Origin of the sequence: Thiopseudomonas denitrificans, assembly GCF_002866065.1 — a bacterium.
Lineage (GTDB): Bacteria > Pseudomonadota > Gammaproteobacteria > Pseudomonadales > Pseudomonadaceae > Thiopseudomonas > Thiopseudomonas denitrificans.
Genome location: NZ_LNJZ01000005.1, coordinates 208,473 through 223,086, shown reverse-complemented (window position 1 = coordinate 223,086; position 14,614 = coordinate 208,473). Strand labels below are relative to the sequence as shown.

14 protein-coding genes are annotated in these 14,614 nt (G+C 61.4%); 4 read left to right on the top strand and 10 right to left on the bottom strand.

Features of this window, described 5'->3' with window-relative positions; translation table 11 throughout:
* The first annotated feature begins 65 nt into the window (after window positions 1-65).
* Genes cueR through AR306_RS04360 form a run of 3 tightly spaced genes read left to right on the top strand, consistent with a single transcriptional unit; the run spans window position 66 to window position 1,311 of the window.
* A complete protein-coding gene (cueR, locus tag AR306_RS04370) occupies window positions 66-470 on the top strand; it encodes a Cu(I)-responsive transcriptional regulator (RefSeq protein ID WP_101496332.1) in 405 nt (134 codons plus the stop codon).
* Between the two features lie 3 nt (window positions 471-473).
* A complete protein-coding gene (locus tag AR306_RS04365) occupies window positions 474-809 on the top strand; it encodes a hypothetical protein (protein ID WP_101496331.1) in 336 nt (111 codons plus the stop codon).
* Between the two features lie 55 nt (window positions 810-864).
* Window positions 865-1,311 (top strand): DUF411 domain-containing protein, encoded by a 447-nt coding sequence (locus tag AR306_RS04360; RefSeq protein ID WP_101496501.1) that lies wholly within the window; start codon window positions 865-867, stop codon window positions 1,309-1,311.
* 64 nt (window positions 1,312-1,375) lie between these two features.
* On the opposite strand, the gene tyrP is transcribed toward AR306_RS04360, so the two are convergent.
* From tyrP to AR306_RS04345, 3 genes are all read right to left on the bottom strand, one after another.
* The gene (tyrP, locus tag AR306_RS04355; protein ID WP_101496330.1) at window positions 1,376-2,584 is read right to left on the bottom strand and encodes a tyrosine transporter TyrP; all 1,209 of its coding nucleotides are present in this window, start codon (window positions 2,582-2,584) and stop codon (window positions 1,376-1,378) included.
* 175 nt (window positions 2,585-2,759) lie between these two features.
* Complete coding sequence (locus AR306_RS04350; RefSeq protein ID WP_101496329.1) at window positions 2,760-3,641, bottom strand: AEC family transporter; 882 nt, start codon at window positions 3,639-3,641, stop codon at window positions 2,760-2,762.
* 5 nt (window positions 3,642-3,646) lie between these two features.
* The gene (locus AR306_RS04345; RefSeq protein WP_101496328.1) at window positions 3,647-3,877 is read right to left on the bottom strand and encodes a hypothetical protein; all 231 of its coding nucleotides are present in this window, start codon (window positions 3,875-3,877) and stop codon (window positions 3,647-3,649) included.
* Window positions 3,878-4,065: 188 nt separating this feature from the next.
* On the opposite strand from AR306_RS04345, the gene AR306_RS04340 reads away from it, so the two are divergent.
* Window positions 4,066-4,812, top strand: coding sequence for a sulfite exporter TauE/SafE family protein (locus AR306_RS04340; RefSeq protein ID WP_101496327.1), 747 nt, complete (start codon window positions 4,066-4,068; stop codon window positions 4,810-4,812).
* A gap of 98 nt (window positions 4,813-4,910) precedes the next feature.
* On the opposite strand, the gene dinB is transcribed toward AR306_RS04340, so the two are convergent.
* From dinB to AR306_RS04305, 7 genes are all read right to left on the bottom strand, one after another.
* Window positions 4,911-5,981, bottom strand: a complete 1,071-nt coding sequence (gene dinB / locus AR306_RS04335) for a DNA polymerase IV (protein ID WP_101496326.1) — start codon at window positions 5,979-5,981, stop codon at window positions 4,911-4,913.
* A gap of 2 nt (window positions 5,982-5,983) precedes the next feature.
* Window positions 5,984-6,790: an amidohydrolase gene (locus tag AR306_RS04330; RefSeq protein WP_101496325.1), complete on the bottom strand. Its 807-nt coding sequence runs from the start codon at window positions 6,788-6,790 to the stop codon at window positions 5,984-5,986.
* Window positions 6,778-7,920, bottom strand: coding sequence for a pyridoxal phosphate-dependent aminotransferase (locus AR306_RS04325; RefSeq protein WP_101496324.1), 1,143 nt, complete (start codon window positions 7,918-7,920; stop codon window positions 6,778-6,780). Before AR306_RS04325 ends, AR306_RS04330 begins: the two co-directional genes overlap by 13 nt.
* Window positions 7,921-8,046: 126 nt before the next feature.
* Window positions 8,047-8,364, bottom strand: a complete 318-nt coding sequence (locus tag AR306_RS04320) for a DMT family transporter (protein WP_101496323.1) — start codon at window positions 8,362-8,364, stop codon at window positions 8,047-8,049.
* The gene (locus tag AR306_RS04315) at window positions 8,361-8,726 is read right to left on the bottom strand and encodes a DMT family transporter (protein WP_101496322.1); all 366 of its coding nucleotides are present in this window, start codon (window positions 8,724-8,726) and stop codon (window positions 8,361-8,363) included. Before AR306_RS04315 ends, AR306_RS04320 begins: the two co-directional genes overlap by 4 nt.
* A gap of 432 nt (window positions 8,727-9,158) precedes the next feature.
* Window positions 9,159-12,839, bottom strand: coding sequence for a translocation/assembly module TamB domain-containing protein (locus tag AR306_RS04310; protein WP_101496321.1), 3,681 nt, complete (start codon window positions 12,837-12,839; stop codon window positions 9,159-9,161).
* Window positions 12,836-14,551, bottom strand: a complete 1,716-nt coding sequence (locus AR306_RS04305) for an autotransporter assembly complex protein TamA (protein WP_101496500.1) — start codon at window positions 14,549-14,551, stop codon at window positions 12,836-12,838. Before AR306_RS04305 ends, AR306_RS04310 begins: the two co-directional genes overlap by 4 nt.
* Between the last annotated feature and the right edge of the window lie 63 nt (window positions 14,552-14,614).

Sequence of the window (14,614 nt, the reverse complement as noted above, 5' to 3'; positions counted from 1 at the left end):
CGCCATGCGAAGGGGTCAGGTACATTTGACTGTATCTGACCCTTTGTACAAAACGGGAAACCCTCATGAGCCATACCATCGGCCAGGCCGCCGAAGCCTCAGGCATCAGCCGCAAGATGATCCGCTATTACGAGGAAACCGGTTTGCTGCCGCCGGCCCGGCGCAGCGAATCGGGCTACCGCCATTACAGCGATACCGACATCCAGCGTCTGCAGTTCATCCGCCGTGCCCGTGACATGGGCTTTTCACTGGAGCGCATCGGACAGCTGCTGGGGCTGTGGCAAAATGAACAACGCCACAGCGCCGATGTCAAAGCACTGGTCGAACAGTACATTGCCGAGCTGGACGAAAGCATCCGCCAGATGCAGACCATGCGCAATGAATTGCACGACTGGGTTGACCACTGTCATGGTGATGAGCGCCCCGAATGTGCCATCATCGACCACCTGAAACCCTCAACGGATAGCTGATACATGGGATACATCCTGCGCGTGATGCTGCTGCAACTGCTGCTGGTGACCGGCCTGGTCGCCAATGCCGGCCTGTTGCCAGCTGATACTGCGCCAGTCCATGACAGCATCACGGTAGCCAGCCACTGCCTGGACTGTCCGGCACCGGCTGAAGAGCTTGCGGTCGACTGCTGCATCCAGGTGCACCAGGGCTGCAGCAGCTGCGCCAGCATCCACCAGAGCAACCTGACTCTGGCCATCAGTACCGGCTACAACCTGTTCCCCGAGCTGCAGCATCAACCCTCGGGGCCGGTCTATGCGCCACTCAAGCCACCGCCCCGTTCCGTCCTCGCCGCATAACCATTTTGAACAGGCTGGCCAATGCCGCCTGCAGCTGATTTTTGAGGACTACAACATGCGTAACATTTTTTCCGCCGCACTGCTGGGCAGTGCCATGACCTTAGCTTTTGCCAACCAGGCCATTGCCAGCGAGCCGCTGGAAGTCACCCTGCACAAGGACCCCTGGTGCGGTTGCTGCACCGCCTATGCCGACTATCTGGACGAGAACGGCTTCAAGACCACCCGCATCGACCACCAGGACATGTCTCCGGTCAAACGCAAGCTGGGTACCCACAAGGCGGCCAGCTGCCATACGGTAGAGATTGACGGCTATGTGGTGGAAGGTCACGTACCGGTCGCCGCCATCAACAAGATGCTCAAGGAACGGCCGGACATTCGCGGTATTGCCCTGCCCGGCATGCCGCTGAACTCGCCCGGCATGGGCCCGGAAAAGCCCGGCAGCCTGGAAGTGCTGAGTCTGGACAAGGACGGCAATGTCATCGGTTTGTACCAGCGTCTATAAATCTTCGCACAGCAACAAAAACGGCCACCTCCCGGGTGGCCGTTTTCATTTGCAGATTTATTTCCTACCCCACGTCCGGCAACCAGCCGGCCACGATCAACAGCTGGATCAGGATGATCGCCACACCCAGCACGAACACGCCCCACAATGCCGGAGCACCACCGGCCACCCGGTAGCCATCAGCATCCATGCGCCGTGAACGACGCACCAGCAGTGGTGGCAGAATCAGCGACAAAACCGACAGCGCAATGGCGGCAAAGCCCAGCGCAAAGATGAAGCCGTTCGGGTAGAACAGGGCAAAAAACAGTGGCGGCAAGAAGGTCAGCAGTCCGGTTTGCAAGCGGCCGCGTACCGTATTCTGGCGGCGGAAGGTGTCGGCCAGAAAATCGAACAGCCCAAGCGCCACACCCAAAAAAGAGGTCGCCAGCGCCAGTCCGGCAAACAGGCGCACCGCCATCTCGACTTTACCGCTTTGCGCCACTGCCTGAATGGCACCAAGCAAACCGTTGATGCCCGAGCGCTGGGCCAGCACACCCAGGAAGGTATCTGTGGCAATGCTGCCCAAAGTCGCCAGCTGCCAGAGCACATAGACCACCAGCGGGATGGCGCTGCCGGCAATGAAGATCAGCCGCAGCTTGCGGGTATCACCCTGCATGTAGCTAACGATGCTGGGCACGCTGCCATGAAAACCGAACGAGGTGAACACCACCGGAATGGCCGACAGGATCAGCGCCTGACGCACCGGCATGGCCAGCAGGTTGACCTGCTCGACATGGGGCAGCAGCATCACCAGCATCAGCGCGAGAAACACCACCTTGATGGCGAACAGCACCCGGTTGACCCGGTCCACCGAGCCGGTGCCAAGAACCACCACACCGCCGCCAACCACGGCAAAAGCGAGAATGCCAAGCCAGCCGGCCAGCTCGAAGCCAAGCAGCTTGCTGACCGAAATGGTAATGATGTCACCACCACCAACCAGATAGGCGGCGACCAGCGAATACATCAGAAACGGCATGGCCAATCGTGCCAGCCACTGGCCGGTACGGCCCAGATACTGGTGCGAAAGCGAGCCCAGCCCCGTGTTGGCATCGTTGTGCTGGTACACCTCGACCAACAGCAGCGCGGTATAGCTCATCACCAGCCAGAGGCCGAACAGCATCGCCAGTGCGGTCCAGAAACCAATGCCGGCAGTGGCCACCGGCATCGCCAGCATACCCGCGCCAAGCGCGGTACCGGCAACAATGAAGGTGCTGCCTATTGCACTGTTTTTCACAAAAATGTTCCGTATTGGCGGATGCGGTCACATCCGGGAAGCGGCGTAGTTAAACACAGGCGTCCGGCTGCTGCAAAACCTGCTGTCGGACAACTTGATCCTGCACTGTTCAATAAAGGGGTCAGGTACATTTAACCCGTGGGTTAAATGTACCTGACCCCTTTATATTGGATATTTACCAGGTCAGCGTCAGCGCGATCACCAGCGGCATCACCACTACGGCGAGCAGGTTGCCCAGCAGCACCACACTGGCTACGGTATCCGTGTCAGCCTGGTACTGCTCGCTGAGCAGATAGTTGAGCACCGCCGGCGGCAGCGCAGCCGTCACCACCAGCATCTTCACCCAAAGCGGGCTCAGCGGCAGCACCAGCAGGATCAGCGTCACGCTGAGCAGCCCCGCCACCAGATACAGCAGGTTGATGCGCAGGGCCAGGCCCAGCTGACTGATGCGTCCGGAAGCCATGCGCACACCCAGGCTGAATAGCATCAATGGAATACTGACCTGCCCCAGCATGTCGACCGTGGTCTGGATGAACAGCGGGATCTGCTCGCGCACCGGGGCCAGCGTGATGCCCAGTACCGCGGCCCAGACATTGGGATTGCGCAGCCAGCCCCAGGCGCCGCGACTGCGCGAGATCAGCCAGATGCCGACCGAAAAGTGCAGCGTATTGGAAATCACGAACAGCACTATGATGTCGCCCAGCGCTTCCTTGCCATAGGCCAGCATCAACAGCGGAATGCCCATGTTGCCGGTGTTGCGGAACATGCCGGTCATCAGGAAAGCCGAGGAATTGACTGCCGCCGGCCGCACAAACCAGAGCAGCAGACCCGGCAGCAGGATGATGGCCACTCCGGCCACCACCAGCGCCCAGTCACTGGCCAGATCAACCGGATTGGCCAGCAGGGCGGAAAAGATCAGCATCGGACAGAACAGGTGTACGTTGACCGAGTTGATGAAATCCATTTCCGGCGCCTTGCTGCGTTTGCGCGCAAACAGGTAACCCAGCCCGGTCACGGCGAATACCGGGATGATGATATTCAGCAGGGTAAGCAGCACCGGATTCAGTCGTCCGTGCCGGCTGCAGCCTCGCTCTCACGATGGCTCTTGTTCAGCAGCCGCCAGAAATTCAGGTGCGAGCCGACCGCCAGCACGGCAAACACGCCGGCTATGGTCATGCGGTCATTGATGATGGCGATGATCGACACCGCCGTACACAACAGTAGCGACACCACTGATATGCCCATGACCTTTGCGCGCGGTGAAATCTTGTCTGCGGACTCGTCTTGTTGCATTTGGGTTGAATCTCCGGATAAAAATTTTGCCCCGCGTGTCCGGCTTCGTGAAGAACGATATCCGGCAACGGGACAAGGCAGGATACTCGAGCCGCCGCCGATTTCATACTGCAAGCTGCCATAACCGCAGGTATCATTGGGCACACCGGAACCCCTCACCGGCCCCTCATCAGCAACTGGCAGGCAACATGGCATTTCCACTGGAAACACTGGGCATCGGCCTGATACTCGGCAGCCTGCTGGGACTGACCGGCGCCGGCGGCTCGCTGGTGGCATTGCCGCTGCTGCTCAGCCTGCATCTGCCGATGCGCGATGCCATCGGCGTCAGTCTGGGTGCCGTTGGCCTGTCGGCGCTGATCGGGGCGCTGGGACGCTGGCGCAGCGGCGATATCCAGCCACGCATCGTGCTCATTCTCGCCCTCTGCGGCGTGCCCGGCAGCTGGCTGGGCCAAAAGTTGGGACATTTTGTACCGGAAACCCTGCTGGTCTGGGCTTTCTGCCTGCTGGTGCTCTGGTCGGCACAGCGCATGTGGCGTCAGGCCCAACTGCCGGAAAAAACCGGCCAGTTACTGCGCCCAGTCATTTTGGCCATTACCGGCTTGCTGGTCGGAGTGCTGTCGGGGCTGCTTGGCGTAGGCGGCGGCTTTCTGATCGTGCCCGCCCTGCTCTGGTTCAGTCCTTTAGGCATGCTGGCTGCGGCAGCCACCTCGATGGCGGTGATAGCACTGGTATCGGGCTCGGGCTTCTTCATCTATCTGGGCTCGGCCAATCCACCCGCCGACCTGCTCAGCGGCCTGTTTGCCGGCGGTGCCGCCGGCGTACTGCTAGGCAATAAACTGGCCGTTCGCCTGGGCGGCATCATGCTGCAGCGCATTTTTGCCCTGATGCTGCTGGTAGTCAGCCTGAGCGTAGCCGCTCAGAAACTGCTAGGGTAAAAGCCAAATTAAAGGGGTCAGGTACACTTATGAAACAAAGAGGTCAGGTACATTTATTGCTGGCAATAAATGCACCTGACCTCTTTGTTTGGCCCCCTTTAGTTATCAGCCGGCAATGGCAGCTCCAGCTGCTGTGCCCGGCCTTTCAGGTCTTCCAGTCGCACACCGATGCCGAGCAGGCGTACCGGCTTGTTGCCGCGGGCGTGGGCCGCCGCCAGCATCATGGCAAAGCGCTCCTGACTGACCAGTGCCCCGGCCTGTTCCAGGGTGGTCTGGGTGAAGTCATGAAACTTGATTTTCACGTGCGGCCGGTCGATCCGGTAATGTTCGTCCAGCCGCCCCATGCGCCGCTGCAGGCTGGTCATCAGTTCGGGCAGCTTGTCCAGGCATGCCTTCAGGTCCGGCAGGTCCTCGCTGTAGGTCTCTTCCACACTGACGCTCTGGCGTCTGCTGTTGGCCTCCACCGGCCGCTCGTCGATGCCGTGCGCCAGCTGCCACAGACGCTCGCCAAACTTGCCGAACTGGCGCACCAGCTCCAGCCGGTCAAACTCGCGCAGCCGGGCGCAGCTGTCGATGCCCAGCCGCTCCAGTTTCTGCGCCGTGACCTTGCCGACGCCATGCAGCTTGTTCACCGGCAGTTGCAACACGAAGTCATCCACTTCGTCCGGCGTGATGGTGAACAACCCGTTGGGTTTGCGCCAGTCGGAGGCGATCTTGGCCAGAAATTTGTTCGGCGCGACACCGGCTGACACCACCAGCCGCAGGTCCTGCCAGACCCGGCTGCGGATCTCCTGCGCCATCAGGGTGGCGCTGCCCTTGCAGTTGTCGCTGTCGGTGACATCCAGAAAGGCTTCGTCTAGCGACAGGGGCTCGATCAGCTCGGTGTAGTCCTGCAGGATCTGGTGGATTTGTTGCGAAACCTGCCGGTACAGTTCCATGCGTACCGGAATCACGATCAGGTCAGGGCAGATTTTCAGCGCCTGCGCCATCGACATCGCCGAATGCACGCCCCAGCTACGCGCCTCGTAATTGCAGGTGGCGACCACGCCACGCTGACGCGGATTGCCGCCCACGGCCACCGGCTTGCCGTACAGCGCAGGATCCTCGCGCATCTCCACCGCCGCATAGAAGCAGTCGGCGTCAATATGGATGATCTTGCGTGTTGCCACGGTCAGTTCTCAACAGCATCCGGCAGGCTGTAGTCGTCGGCATCCATCCAGGCCGGGAAACGCTGCTTGAAGCGGTCCAGCTTCGCCGCGCTGAGCCGCACCTGATAGACACCTTCCTGGTCACGCACATGCAGCAGGCTATCGCCAATGAAGTCGAGCACCTGGGAGTCGCCACTGTGGGCGTGGCCATTGTGGTCTTCACCAATGCGGTTAACGCCAGCCACATAGCACAGGTTCTCGATGGCGCGGGCCGGCAGCAGACGGTTCCAGGCGTCACGACGCACCTGTGGCCAGCTGGCCAGATAAAACAGCAAGTCGGTGGTTTGCGCATCACGGCTCCATACCGGAAAGCGCAGGTCGTAGCAGACCAGCGGACGGATGCGCCAGCCTTTCAGCTCGACCATCAACCGCCGGTCACCGGGAGTGAAACGGGTGTGCTCACCGGCCATACGGAACAGGTGGCGCTTGTCATAGTACTCAAGACTGCCATCGGGCCGGGCCCAGACCAGCCGGTTGCGGTAGTCGCCCTCGCCGGCCTTGATGGTCAGCGTGCCACACACCACTGCATCAAGCCGGGCCGCCTGCTCTTGCAGCCAGCGGGTGCTGGGGCCATCGACGGCCTCGGCCTGCTCGGCCGAATCCATGCTGAAACCGGTATTGAACATCTCCGGCAGCAGCACCAGGTCGGCTCCCTGTACCTGCTGCAACAGGCGGTCGAAATTACTCAAGTTGGTTTCGGTATCGAAGCGGATCACCGGTGCCTGCACCAGTGCCACATTCAGGTCTTCACGTGGGGTCAAATCTTGCATAACAACTCTCCTGCCCGGTCCAGGGTCTCGGCGGTCTTGGCAAAACACAGGCGCAACCAGCGCTGCCCTTCTGGCGGGTTCTGATAAAAAACGGACAGCGGAATGGTGGCAATGCCCTTTTCCTCGGTCAGCCAGCGTGCCATGGCGACATCATCCAGATCATCACGGATGGCACTGTAGTCCACCAGCTGAAAATAGGTGCCGGCGGCAGGGGCAAAACTGAAACGCGAGTCGGCCAGCACGGCGCACAAGCGGTCACGCTTGGCCTGGTAGAAAGCGGCCAGCTCCTCCACATGTTCGGGATGCTGTTGCATGAAATCGACCAGTGCCCATTGCAACGGAGTAGGTGCACAGAAGCTGACGTACTGGTGTACCTTGCGGATTTCCGCACTGAGCGCCGGCGGCGCCACCAGATAGCCGGTTTTCCAGCCGGTGACATGGAAACTCTTGCCGAAAGAGCTGACGACAACGGCACGGCCATAAAGCTGCGGATGCGCCAGCACGCTGTGGTGCTGCAAGCCGTCATACACCAGGTGCTCGTAGACTTCGTCGCTGAGCACATGGATGCCGCGGGATTCGGTCAGGGCAGCCAGCTGATCCAGATCGGCTTTGGTGAACACCGCGCCGCTGGGATTGTGCGGACTGTTGATGATGACCAGCCGGGTGCGGTCGCTGATGGCGGCGGCGAATGCCTCCCAGTCCGGCGCGAACCCTTCGTCCAGCGGCACATGGCGGGTGATGCCACCAGCCAGACGTACCGAAGGTTCATAGCTGTCATAGCAGGGGTCAAGAACGATCACCTCATCGCCCGGATGTACCAGCGCCTGGATGGCACAGAAAATCGCCTCGGTGGCACCCGGGGTGATGGTGATCTCGTTCTCGGGACATACACTCGCGCCATAACAGCGATCGATCAGGGCGGCCACCTGCTCACGCAGCGCCGGCAGTCCGGTCATGGGAGCGTACTGGTTGGCATCGGCCATGACGTGCTTCGTCAGCGCTTCCTTCAGCGCCAGCGGAGCGGGAAAGTCCGGGAAGCCCTGGGACAGGTTGAGCGCTCCGTGCTGCCGGGCCAGCTGGGTCATCTGGCTAAAAATAGTGAGGCCGACATCGGCCAGTTTGCTGTGCATGACGGCAATGCTCCTTGCGTGCGAAGAAGACTGATGATTGTGCCAGAACAGAAAGGAAAAGGGGTCAGGTACATTTACCGGCAATAAATGTACCTGGCCCCTTTTCTGGCATTTTCGCCCGCCCAATCAGGCCAGCTGCAATCCGATGATGCCCAGCACAATGCAGATCACGCCAATAATGCCCTGACGGCCAAGGCGTGAATTGAACAGAAAGCGGTCCAGGGTCACGGTACCCAGCACACCCAGGCTGCCCCAGGCCGAATAGGCCACACTCAACGGCACATAGCGCACCACAATGCTGAGCAGAACGAAGGCCAGAATGATCATCAGCAAACCGGTAATGCCCCAGGCCATGCGCTGGAAACCGCAGGAGCGCTTCAAGCAGTAGTTGGCCACCAGGTCCAGCGAGACCGAGCCCAGCAGAAGGGATACGGGAAGAATCATGCCTCTACCCTCCCTTGCTCGGCTGGTTGTTCGCTCTTGTCCGGTCCCTGGTCGAAGGTGACCAGCAACAGGCCGAACATCATCAGCGCAACAGCCAGCAACTGGCCGGTGCTCAGGTATTCGCCAAACAGCAGCATGCCGGCCATGGCAATCAGGAACAGGCCGGCGCCTTCCCATACCGCATAGGATACGGCCAGCGGGATGTGCATCACCGCCCGGGAAAAGGCATACATGGAAAAGGAGATCATCACCGTCATGAAGGCATAGCCCAGCACGGGTGAATGGGTTGCGGCATATTTCATGCCTATGGTGCTGGCCACCTCGGCCACTACAGCCAGGGCCAGCATGATCCAGTAATACATCTTCGCCTCTCTGGCGTTGCCATCTTGGGCAACGCAGCAGGGATGCTCTGAAAAAACACTATGCATGTGTTGGCGAATAACATGGTTCGCATTTACCGGTATCCATTTCCATCAGGCAAACACACTGGTTGGCCCGGATGAGGATCACATGCTTTCTAAAGGAAGAAGAGTGCTTTTTGAGAGATTCCTTGTGTCTGAAATTAAGGGTTCGGGCGGGTCTGGTGCCCGGGAACTTGCAGACCAGGAGAGAAGCTAACGGCCACTACGCCATTGGTTGTCGAACAGATGGGGAGAGATGGAGCGGGAAAAAGATGCTTGTGGAGTAAGCATAAAGCCTCGGGGGCTGCCTAAGATGAGCGAATTGTAACACGAAAACCCATAAAGGGGTCAGGTACATTTACGCGCGGCGTAAATGTACCTGACCCCTTTATGCTAGAAACTGCGGCGGTAGAACAGGTCCAGCGAGTTGGCCAGCCCGCTGGCGGCATCCAGATACAGCCGGCGGGTCAGTTTGTAGCGCAACCCCAGGGTGGTACCCGGCTCGAAGATGCCGACACCATAACGCAGGCTCAGCCGCTCGGTGATTTGCCCGCTGGCGACCACGCTGGTGGCATCACCACTGCCTTCGCTTTCCAGCTGGAAGTCCTCGATACCCAGACTGTCAGCCAGTTTCTGCGTCACCGGCAGGGCGCCCATCAGGCCAAGCCCTACCGCCGCCTCAGCCATCATGTTGCCGTCCTCGCTGCTGCCCAGCGGCTTGCCCAGCAGCAGCCAGGACATGGCCTGCTCCTGGGCCATCGGCGGCTCGGAAAAGACCTCCGCCTGCGGCTGCTCGGCCAGCCCGCTGACACGCAGGCCGGCGGTTACATCACCGGTAACGCGAACGGCTTCGATGTCGATGTAGGGCTGGGTCAGCGGTCCGGAAAAGATCAGTCGCGCCCGGCGCAGATCGAGCTTCTGGCCATAGCCACGGAAGCGACCATTTTTCAGTTCCAGTACGCCACGACCGGACAGGTTATCGGCGATCAGCAGCTTGCCCTGCACATCGGACGTCAGGCCAAAGCCGCTGAACTTGAGCCGCTCACTGCCCACGTCAATGGCGATACGCATGTGCACTTCGGGACCGGACTCCTGCTGTTCACGCCCGACCACGACGGTGTCGCTGGAGACGCTGACCGAATCCGGCGGCAGCTCGGGTACGGTGATGTTGCCCCGTGGCACCGCGATGCTGCCGGTAACCGCCAGACCGGCAGCACCGTAGGCGATATGCAGGTCGGGTGCCACCTGCAGATCGGCATAGGGCTGGACAAACACCGGCAGATCACTGCCTTTCAAATCAATGGCGGCGCTCAGCTCATCAGCCCAGCCCAGGTCGCCACTCAGGCTGGCAACGCCCTTGTCGCCGCTGCGCCAGCCACCTTCCAGACGCGCCTGCTGACCACTGATGCGGATTGCCAGCCCCAGCTGCTCCAGGCTGACCGGCAGCATGCCGCCACCGACATGACCGTCGGCCAGCAGGATTTCACCATCAACTACCGGCTGCAGCAGGGTACCGGCAATCTCGCCCTGCCCCGTGATACGCCCCTGCAGATGCTCGATGTCCGGCACAAAACCATGCAGGACATGCAGGTCCAGATCACGCAGGTCAAAGCTGCCGTTGAGCGGCTTGTCGTCCGGACGCGGGTCGATCCTGCTCCGGATCAGCAGGCGGCCCTGCTCCGCACCCTGCAACTCGATACGGGCATCCACTGTGTCCGGCTGCAAGTCGGCGGCCACCTGCAGCGTGCGCCAGGCAAAGCGCTGTTCTTCATCTTCCAGCAGCAACGCCCCCTGGCCAGCATCCAGCACGACCTGCCCCTTCAGGCCGTTCTTGTCCTCCTGCACCTGCAGCTGGCCGTTCAGCCGGCCCTCGATGCCCAGTCCGGACGGCAGCCAGGGTTGCAGGCTGGCCAGCATCAGCTGCTGCAGGCGGTAATCCAGTTGTAGCTGCGGCAGCAACTGCTGCCGGCCATCGGCACAGAGCCGGCCATGGCTGCTGATCAGACAATGCGCTCCCAGACGGGCATGCCGCTCATGCAGGTAGTCCACCTCCATGGCGCGCTCCAGCTGCCAGTCCTGGTTTTCCACCTTGAACTTCAGTTGCTCCAGCTGGCCCAGCCAGTGCAGGCTATCTTCCTGCAGGCTGCCGCTCAGCCGCAGACCGGCATTGGCCAGCGGGCCGGTCAGGCTGGCGTCCAGCTGGTGCTTTTCCAGACTGCCGGCAGCATTCAGCTGCAGCTGGCCGAGCATTTCCTCACCACTGGCCAGACCCCGCACCAGCAGGCTCAGTTTGCCGCTATGACCCTGCTCCAGTTGCGCCTGCAGCCTGAGATCACGCAGGCGCTGGCCCTCAAATGCCAGCCCGCGGCCATTGAGCTGAATGTCGGCATCCGGCTGCTGCGGGGTACCGCCCAGCAGTATCTGCCCCTGCAGGCTGCCGCTGATGCCGGGCTGCAGCTGGCCGGGCTTTGGCATGTCCAGCTTCAGTCTGCCGGACAGTTCATTATCCAGCTGCGCCTGACCCTGAATACGGTTGTCGCCAAGGCGCACATCCAGTACCGGCAGCTGCCAGTGCTCGCCCTTGCCTGCTGCCTGCAACCGCGCCTTGAGCGGCTGCTGCCGCAACTGACCATCCAGCTGTACATCTGCGGTCAATTCAAGGGTTTCTCCGGCCAGCCGGCCTTCGCTATGCAGATGGCCACCCAGACGGCCGGGCAAATCGGCCACCCAGTAGGCAGGGTCGAGGTTCTCGATATCCAGCGCGGCCGCCCAGCTGACCGCATCCTGCCAGGCCGCATCGAGCACGCCATGCACGCGTCCGCTACCCGCAGTTACCTGCAGCGGCTCGACCCGCACCCGCCCGGCATCACCCTGCAGCCGGCTGTCAATGGCGAACTCGCCGGCCGGCCCGTGCAGGTTGCCCTGCACACTGCCCTGATAGCGGTCGTCGGCATAGTCGAAAACCAGCCGTGCGCTGTCGACCTGCACCGGTGCCTCGTCCATGCCGGCGAGGTACTGCCATGGAAAGCTTTCGACATTCACCGTGGCGCTGGCATCCAGACTGTCTGTCCAGTCTGCCTTGCCTGCTACCAGCACATGCCCGCTGTCGGCGTGGGCCAGCCGCAGCTGCACAACTTCCGCACCGGACACACCGGCATTGCCATGGCCGGCAAGAGTAAACGCCTGTTGCCTGGCCTGCAGCGCCGAGTCCAGACGCCAGGCAAAGCCCTGCTCCAGGCTGCCATCTGCCGACAGGTGCAGGTTTTGCACCACCATGTCCTCCGGCAACGCTCCGCCCAGCTCCAGCTGTTCCAGCACCAGCTCCAGACTGGCCGGCAGTGCCGCCAGCAAAGGCTGCACACGTGCCTGCAGGCTGCCGCTGAGGACGCCTTGCAGGGCTCCGTCCAGTCGCACCTCATCCTGCAGTTCGCCATCCAGGCGGATACTGATCTTCTGCTGTCCAAGTTCCGGCAAGTCGCCACCGGCATCTAGCACAAGCTCCAGCGGCCATTTACCATCAAGCTGCAAACGACCATTCAGCACGGCATGATAATTGTCATAGGCCAGTGACAGGTTGCCGACAACCAGCTCGTTGCCGGCGGCACTGGCAGCAAGGTTCAAGTCATTCAGCAAGGGTTCGTCATTGAGCAATAGCTCGCCGATTGCCAGCTGGCCGATGCGCAGTGAAACCGGCAGGCTGATATCGGGCAGCTCCACATCAGTGGCTGGCTCACCCGGCTCATCCGTGCTTTCCGGCAATGTCAGTGCAACCTGTTGAATCTGCAGCCGCTCAAGACACAGCATGCCGCGCCACAGGCAGGCGGCATCCAGCTCCATTAGCGGCTGTTCCAGCACCACCAGCGTTGCATCGTCCTGCCACTGCAGCCGTTCCGCCTGCCACTGCCCGAGCAACGCACCGCGATAGCGTTCCAGACTCAGCCCGGGCACCCGTTCCAGCACCCAGCGACTGCCGGCTTCGCTCAGCAGCAGGCCCGTTCCAGCCAGCGGCAGCATCACCAGCACAGCCAGTAAAGGCAACACAACCCACAGCAGGATACGGCGTGCTCGCGTCATAACTCCGGCCCCATGGAAAAGTGGATGCGCCAGCCACGGTCATCATGCAGGGCATGGGCAAAGTCCAGTCGCAACGGGCCGATCGGCGACACCCAGCGGATGCCGGCACCCACGCCCACCTTCATGCTGTCGGTCAGGCTGTCGGTGGCATTACCGGCATCAATGAAGGTGGCAGCACGCCAGCGCTCAACAAATTCGTACTGGTATTCCAGGCTCTGCGCCACCAGATAACGTCCGCCCACCCGGTTACGCTGCGCGTCGCGTGGCGACAGGCTCTGGTAGTCGTAGCCGCGCACGCTCTGGTCGCCACCGGCAAAGAAGCGCAGCGATGGCGGAATGGCCGAGTACTTGTCGGTGGCCACGCCACCCACCTCGATGCGCGCCAGCACCCGGTGCTTGTCGGCCAGGGTGGTGAGCCCCCGCGCCAGCGCGCTGACATGCACCACATCGGCATCGGACAGCACATTCCCGGAGCCGGCACTGACATCCATTTGCAGACGGTAACCTTTGGAAGGATCCAGCGCGGAATCGCTTTTCAGTTTGGCAAAGCCGATGCTCGGCAACAGAAACTTGCTGTGCCGGCTGCGATTGCTGCCGCGGTCATATTCATAGCGCTCGTCTTCCCAGCGCAGGCCAATAGTGCGCTGCCAGTCGTGGCGCACCTTTTTACGCCACTGGGTGCCCAGGGTCAGCCGCTCGCTGCTGGCGTCAACCAGCTCTTCACGCTGATAGCCGGCGACAAAACGCAGCTCGTCCGACAGGGGCGAGCTGAGCGGAATGGCGTACCAGCCACTGAGATTCTGCTTGGGCTTGGAGATTTCGCTGTCAAAGCCCAGCTTGTGCCCCTTGCTGTTGACCCGGTGACGCTCCCAGCTGAAGCTCCCGCGTGGTCCGACGTCGGTGGAAAAACCGGCTCCCAGGCCCAGCGTGCGCGGTTTGGCCGGTTCCAGCCGCACCTGTACCGGGATCACCTGCGGACCATCGGCAGTGCCCTGGGCATCCACCTGCACTCCGGCAAAGTAGCCGGTGTTCTGCAGATTTTGCGACAGCCCGGCCAGCAACGCCGAGTCATAGGGCGTGCCATCCTCAAACGGCACCAGTGCTGCCAGCAGACGGTCATCGATCTTGCCGGCTTCGGCAAACTCGACGGCCCCCAGCCGGTAACGCGGGCCGCTGTCATAATGCAACTCGATATCGGCCGCGCCGGCAGCCGGGTCCACCAGCAGACGATGACGGGTGAACTTGCCGGCAAAGAAGCCATAGCGCAGGCCCTGCTGCTGCAGGGCACTTTTGATTTCGTCGTAAGCACCATGGTGCAACTGCTCACCCGGCTTGAGCCGCGGATCGCGCACCCGGAACGCATCCATGCCGGCCGCCTCGCCCTCGACACGGATGTCTACCGTGCGTAACCGTACCGGCTCGCGCACCCTGACATGCACCCGCAACACCGGTTTTTCGCCATCCAGCACTTCGCTGCGATAACGGTTGCTGTAATAACCCAGTGCCTCGCCGGCCAGCCGTGCCTGCTGTACGGCAGCACGCTGATAACGGCGCAGGCTGGCCGCATCATGGCCGTCCAGATCACCGATCAAGGCGGCCACATTGGCATTCAGTTCCTTGTTTTCCGGCTTGCTGACCACTTCCAGCCGGGCCGCCCATCCGCTCTGGACAAGCATCAGCAACAACAAGGCTGCCAGCGGCCGTGTTAGCATATTGCACATTGAAAACTCATACATTCGTACACCCGACAGCATCATGCTGTCGTTTTAATGCAG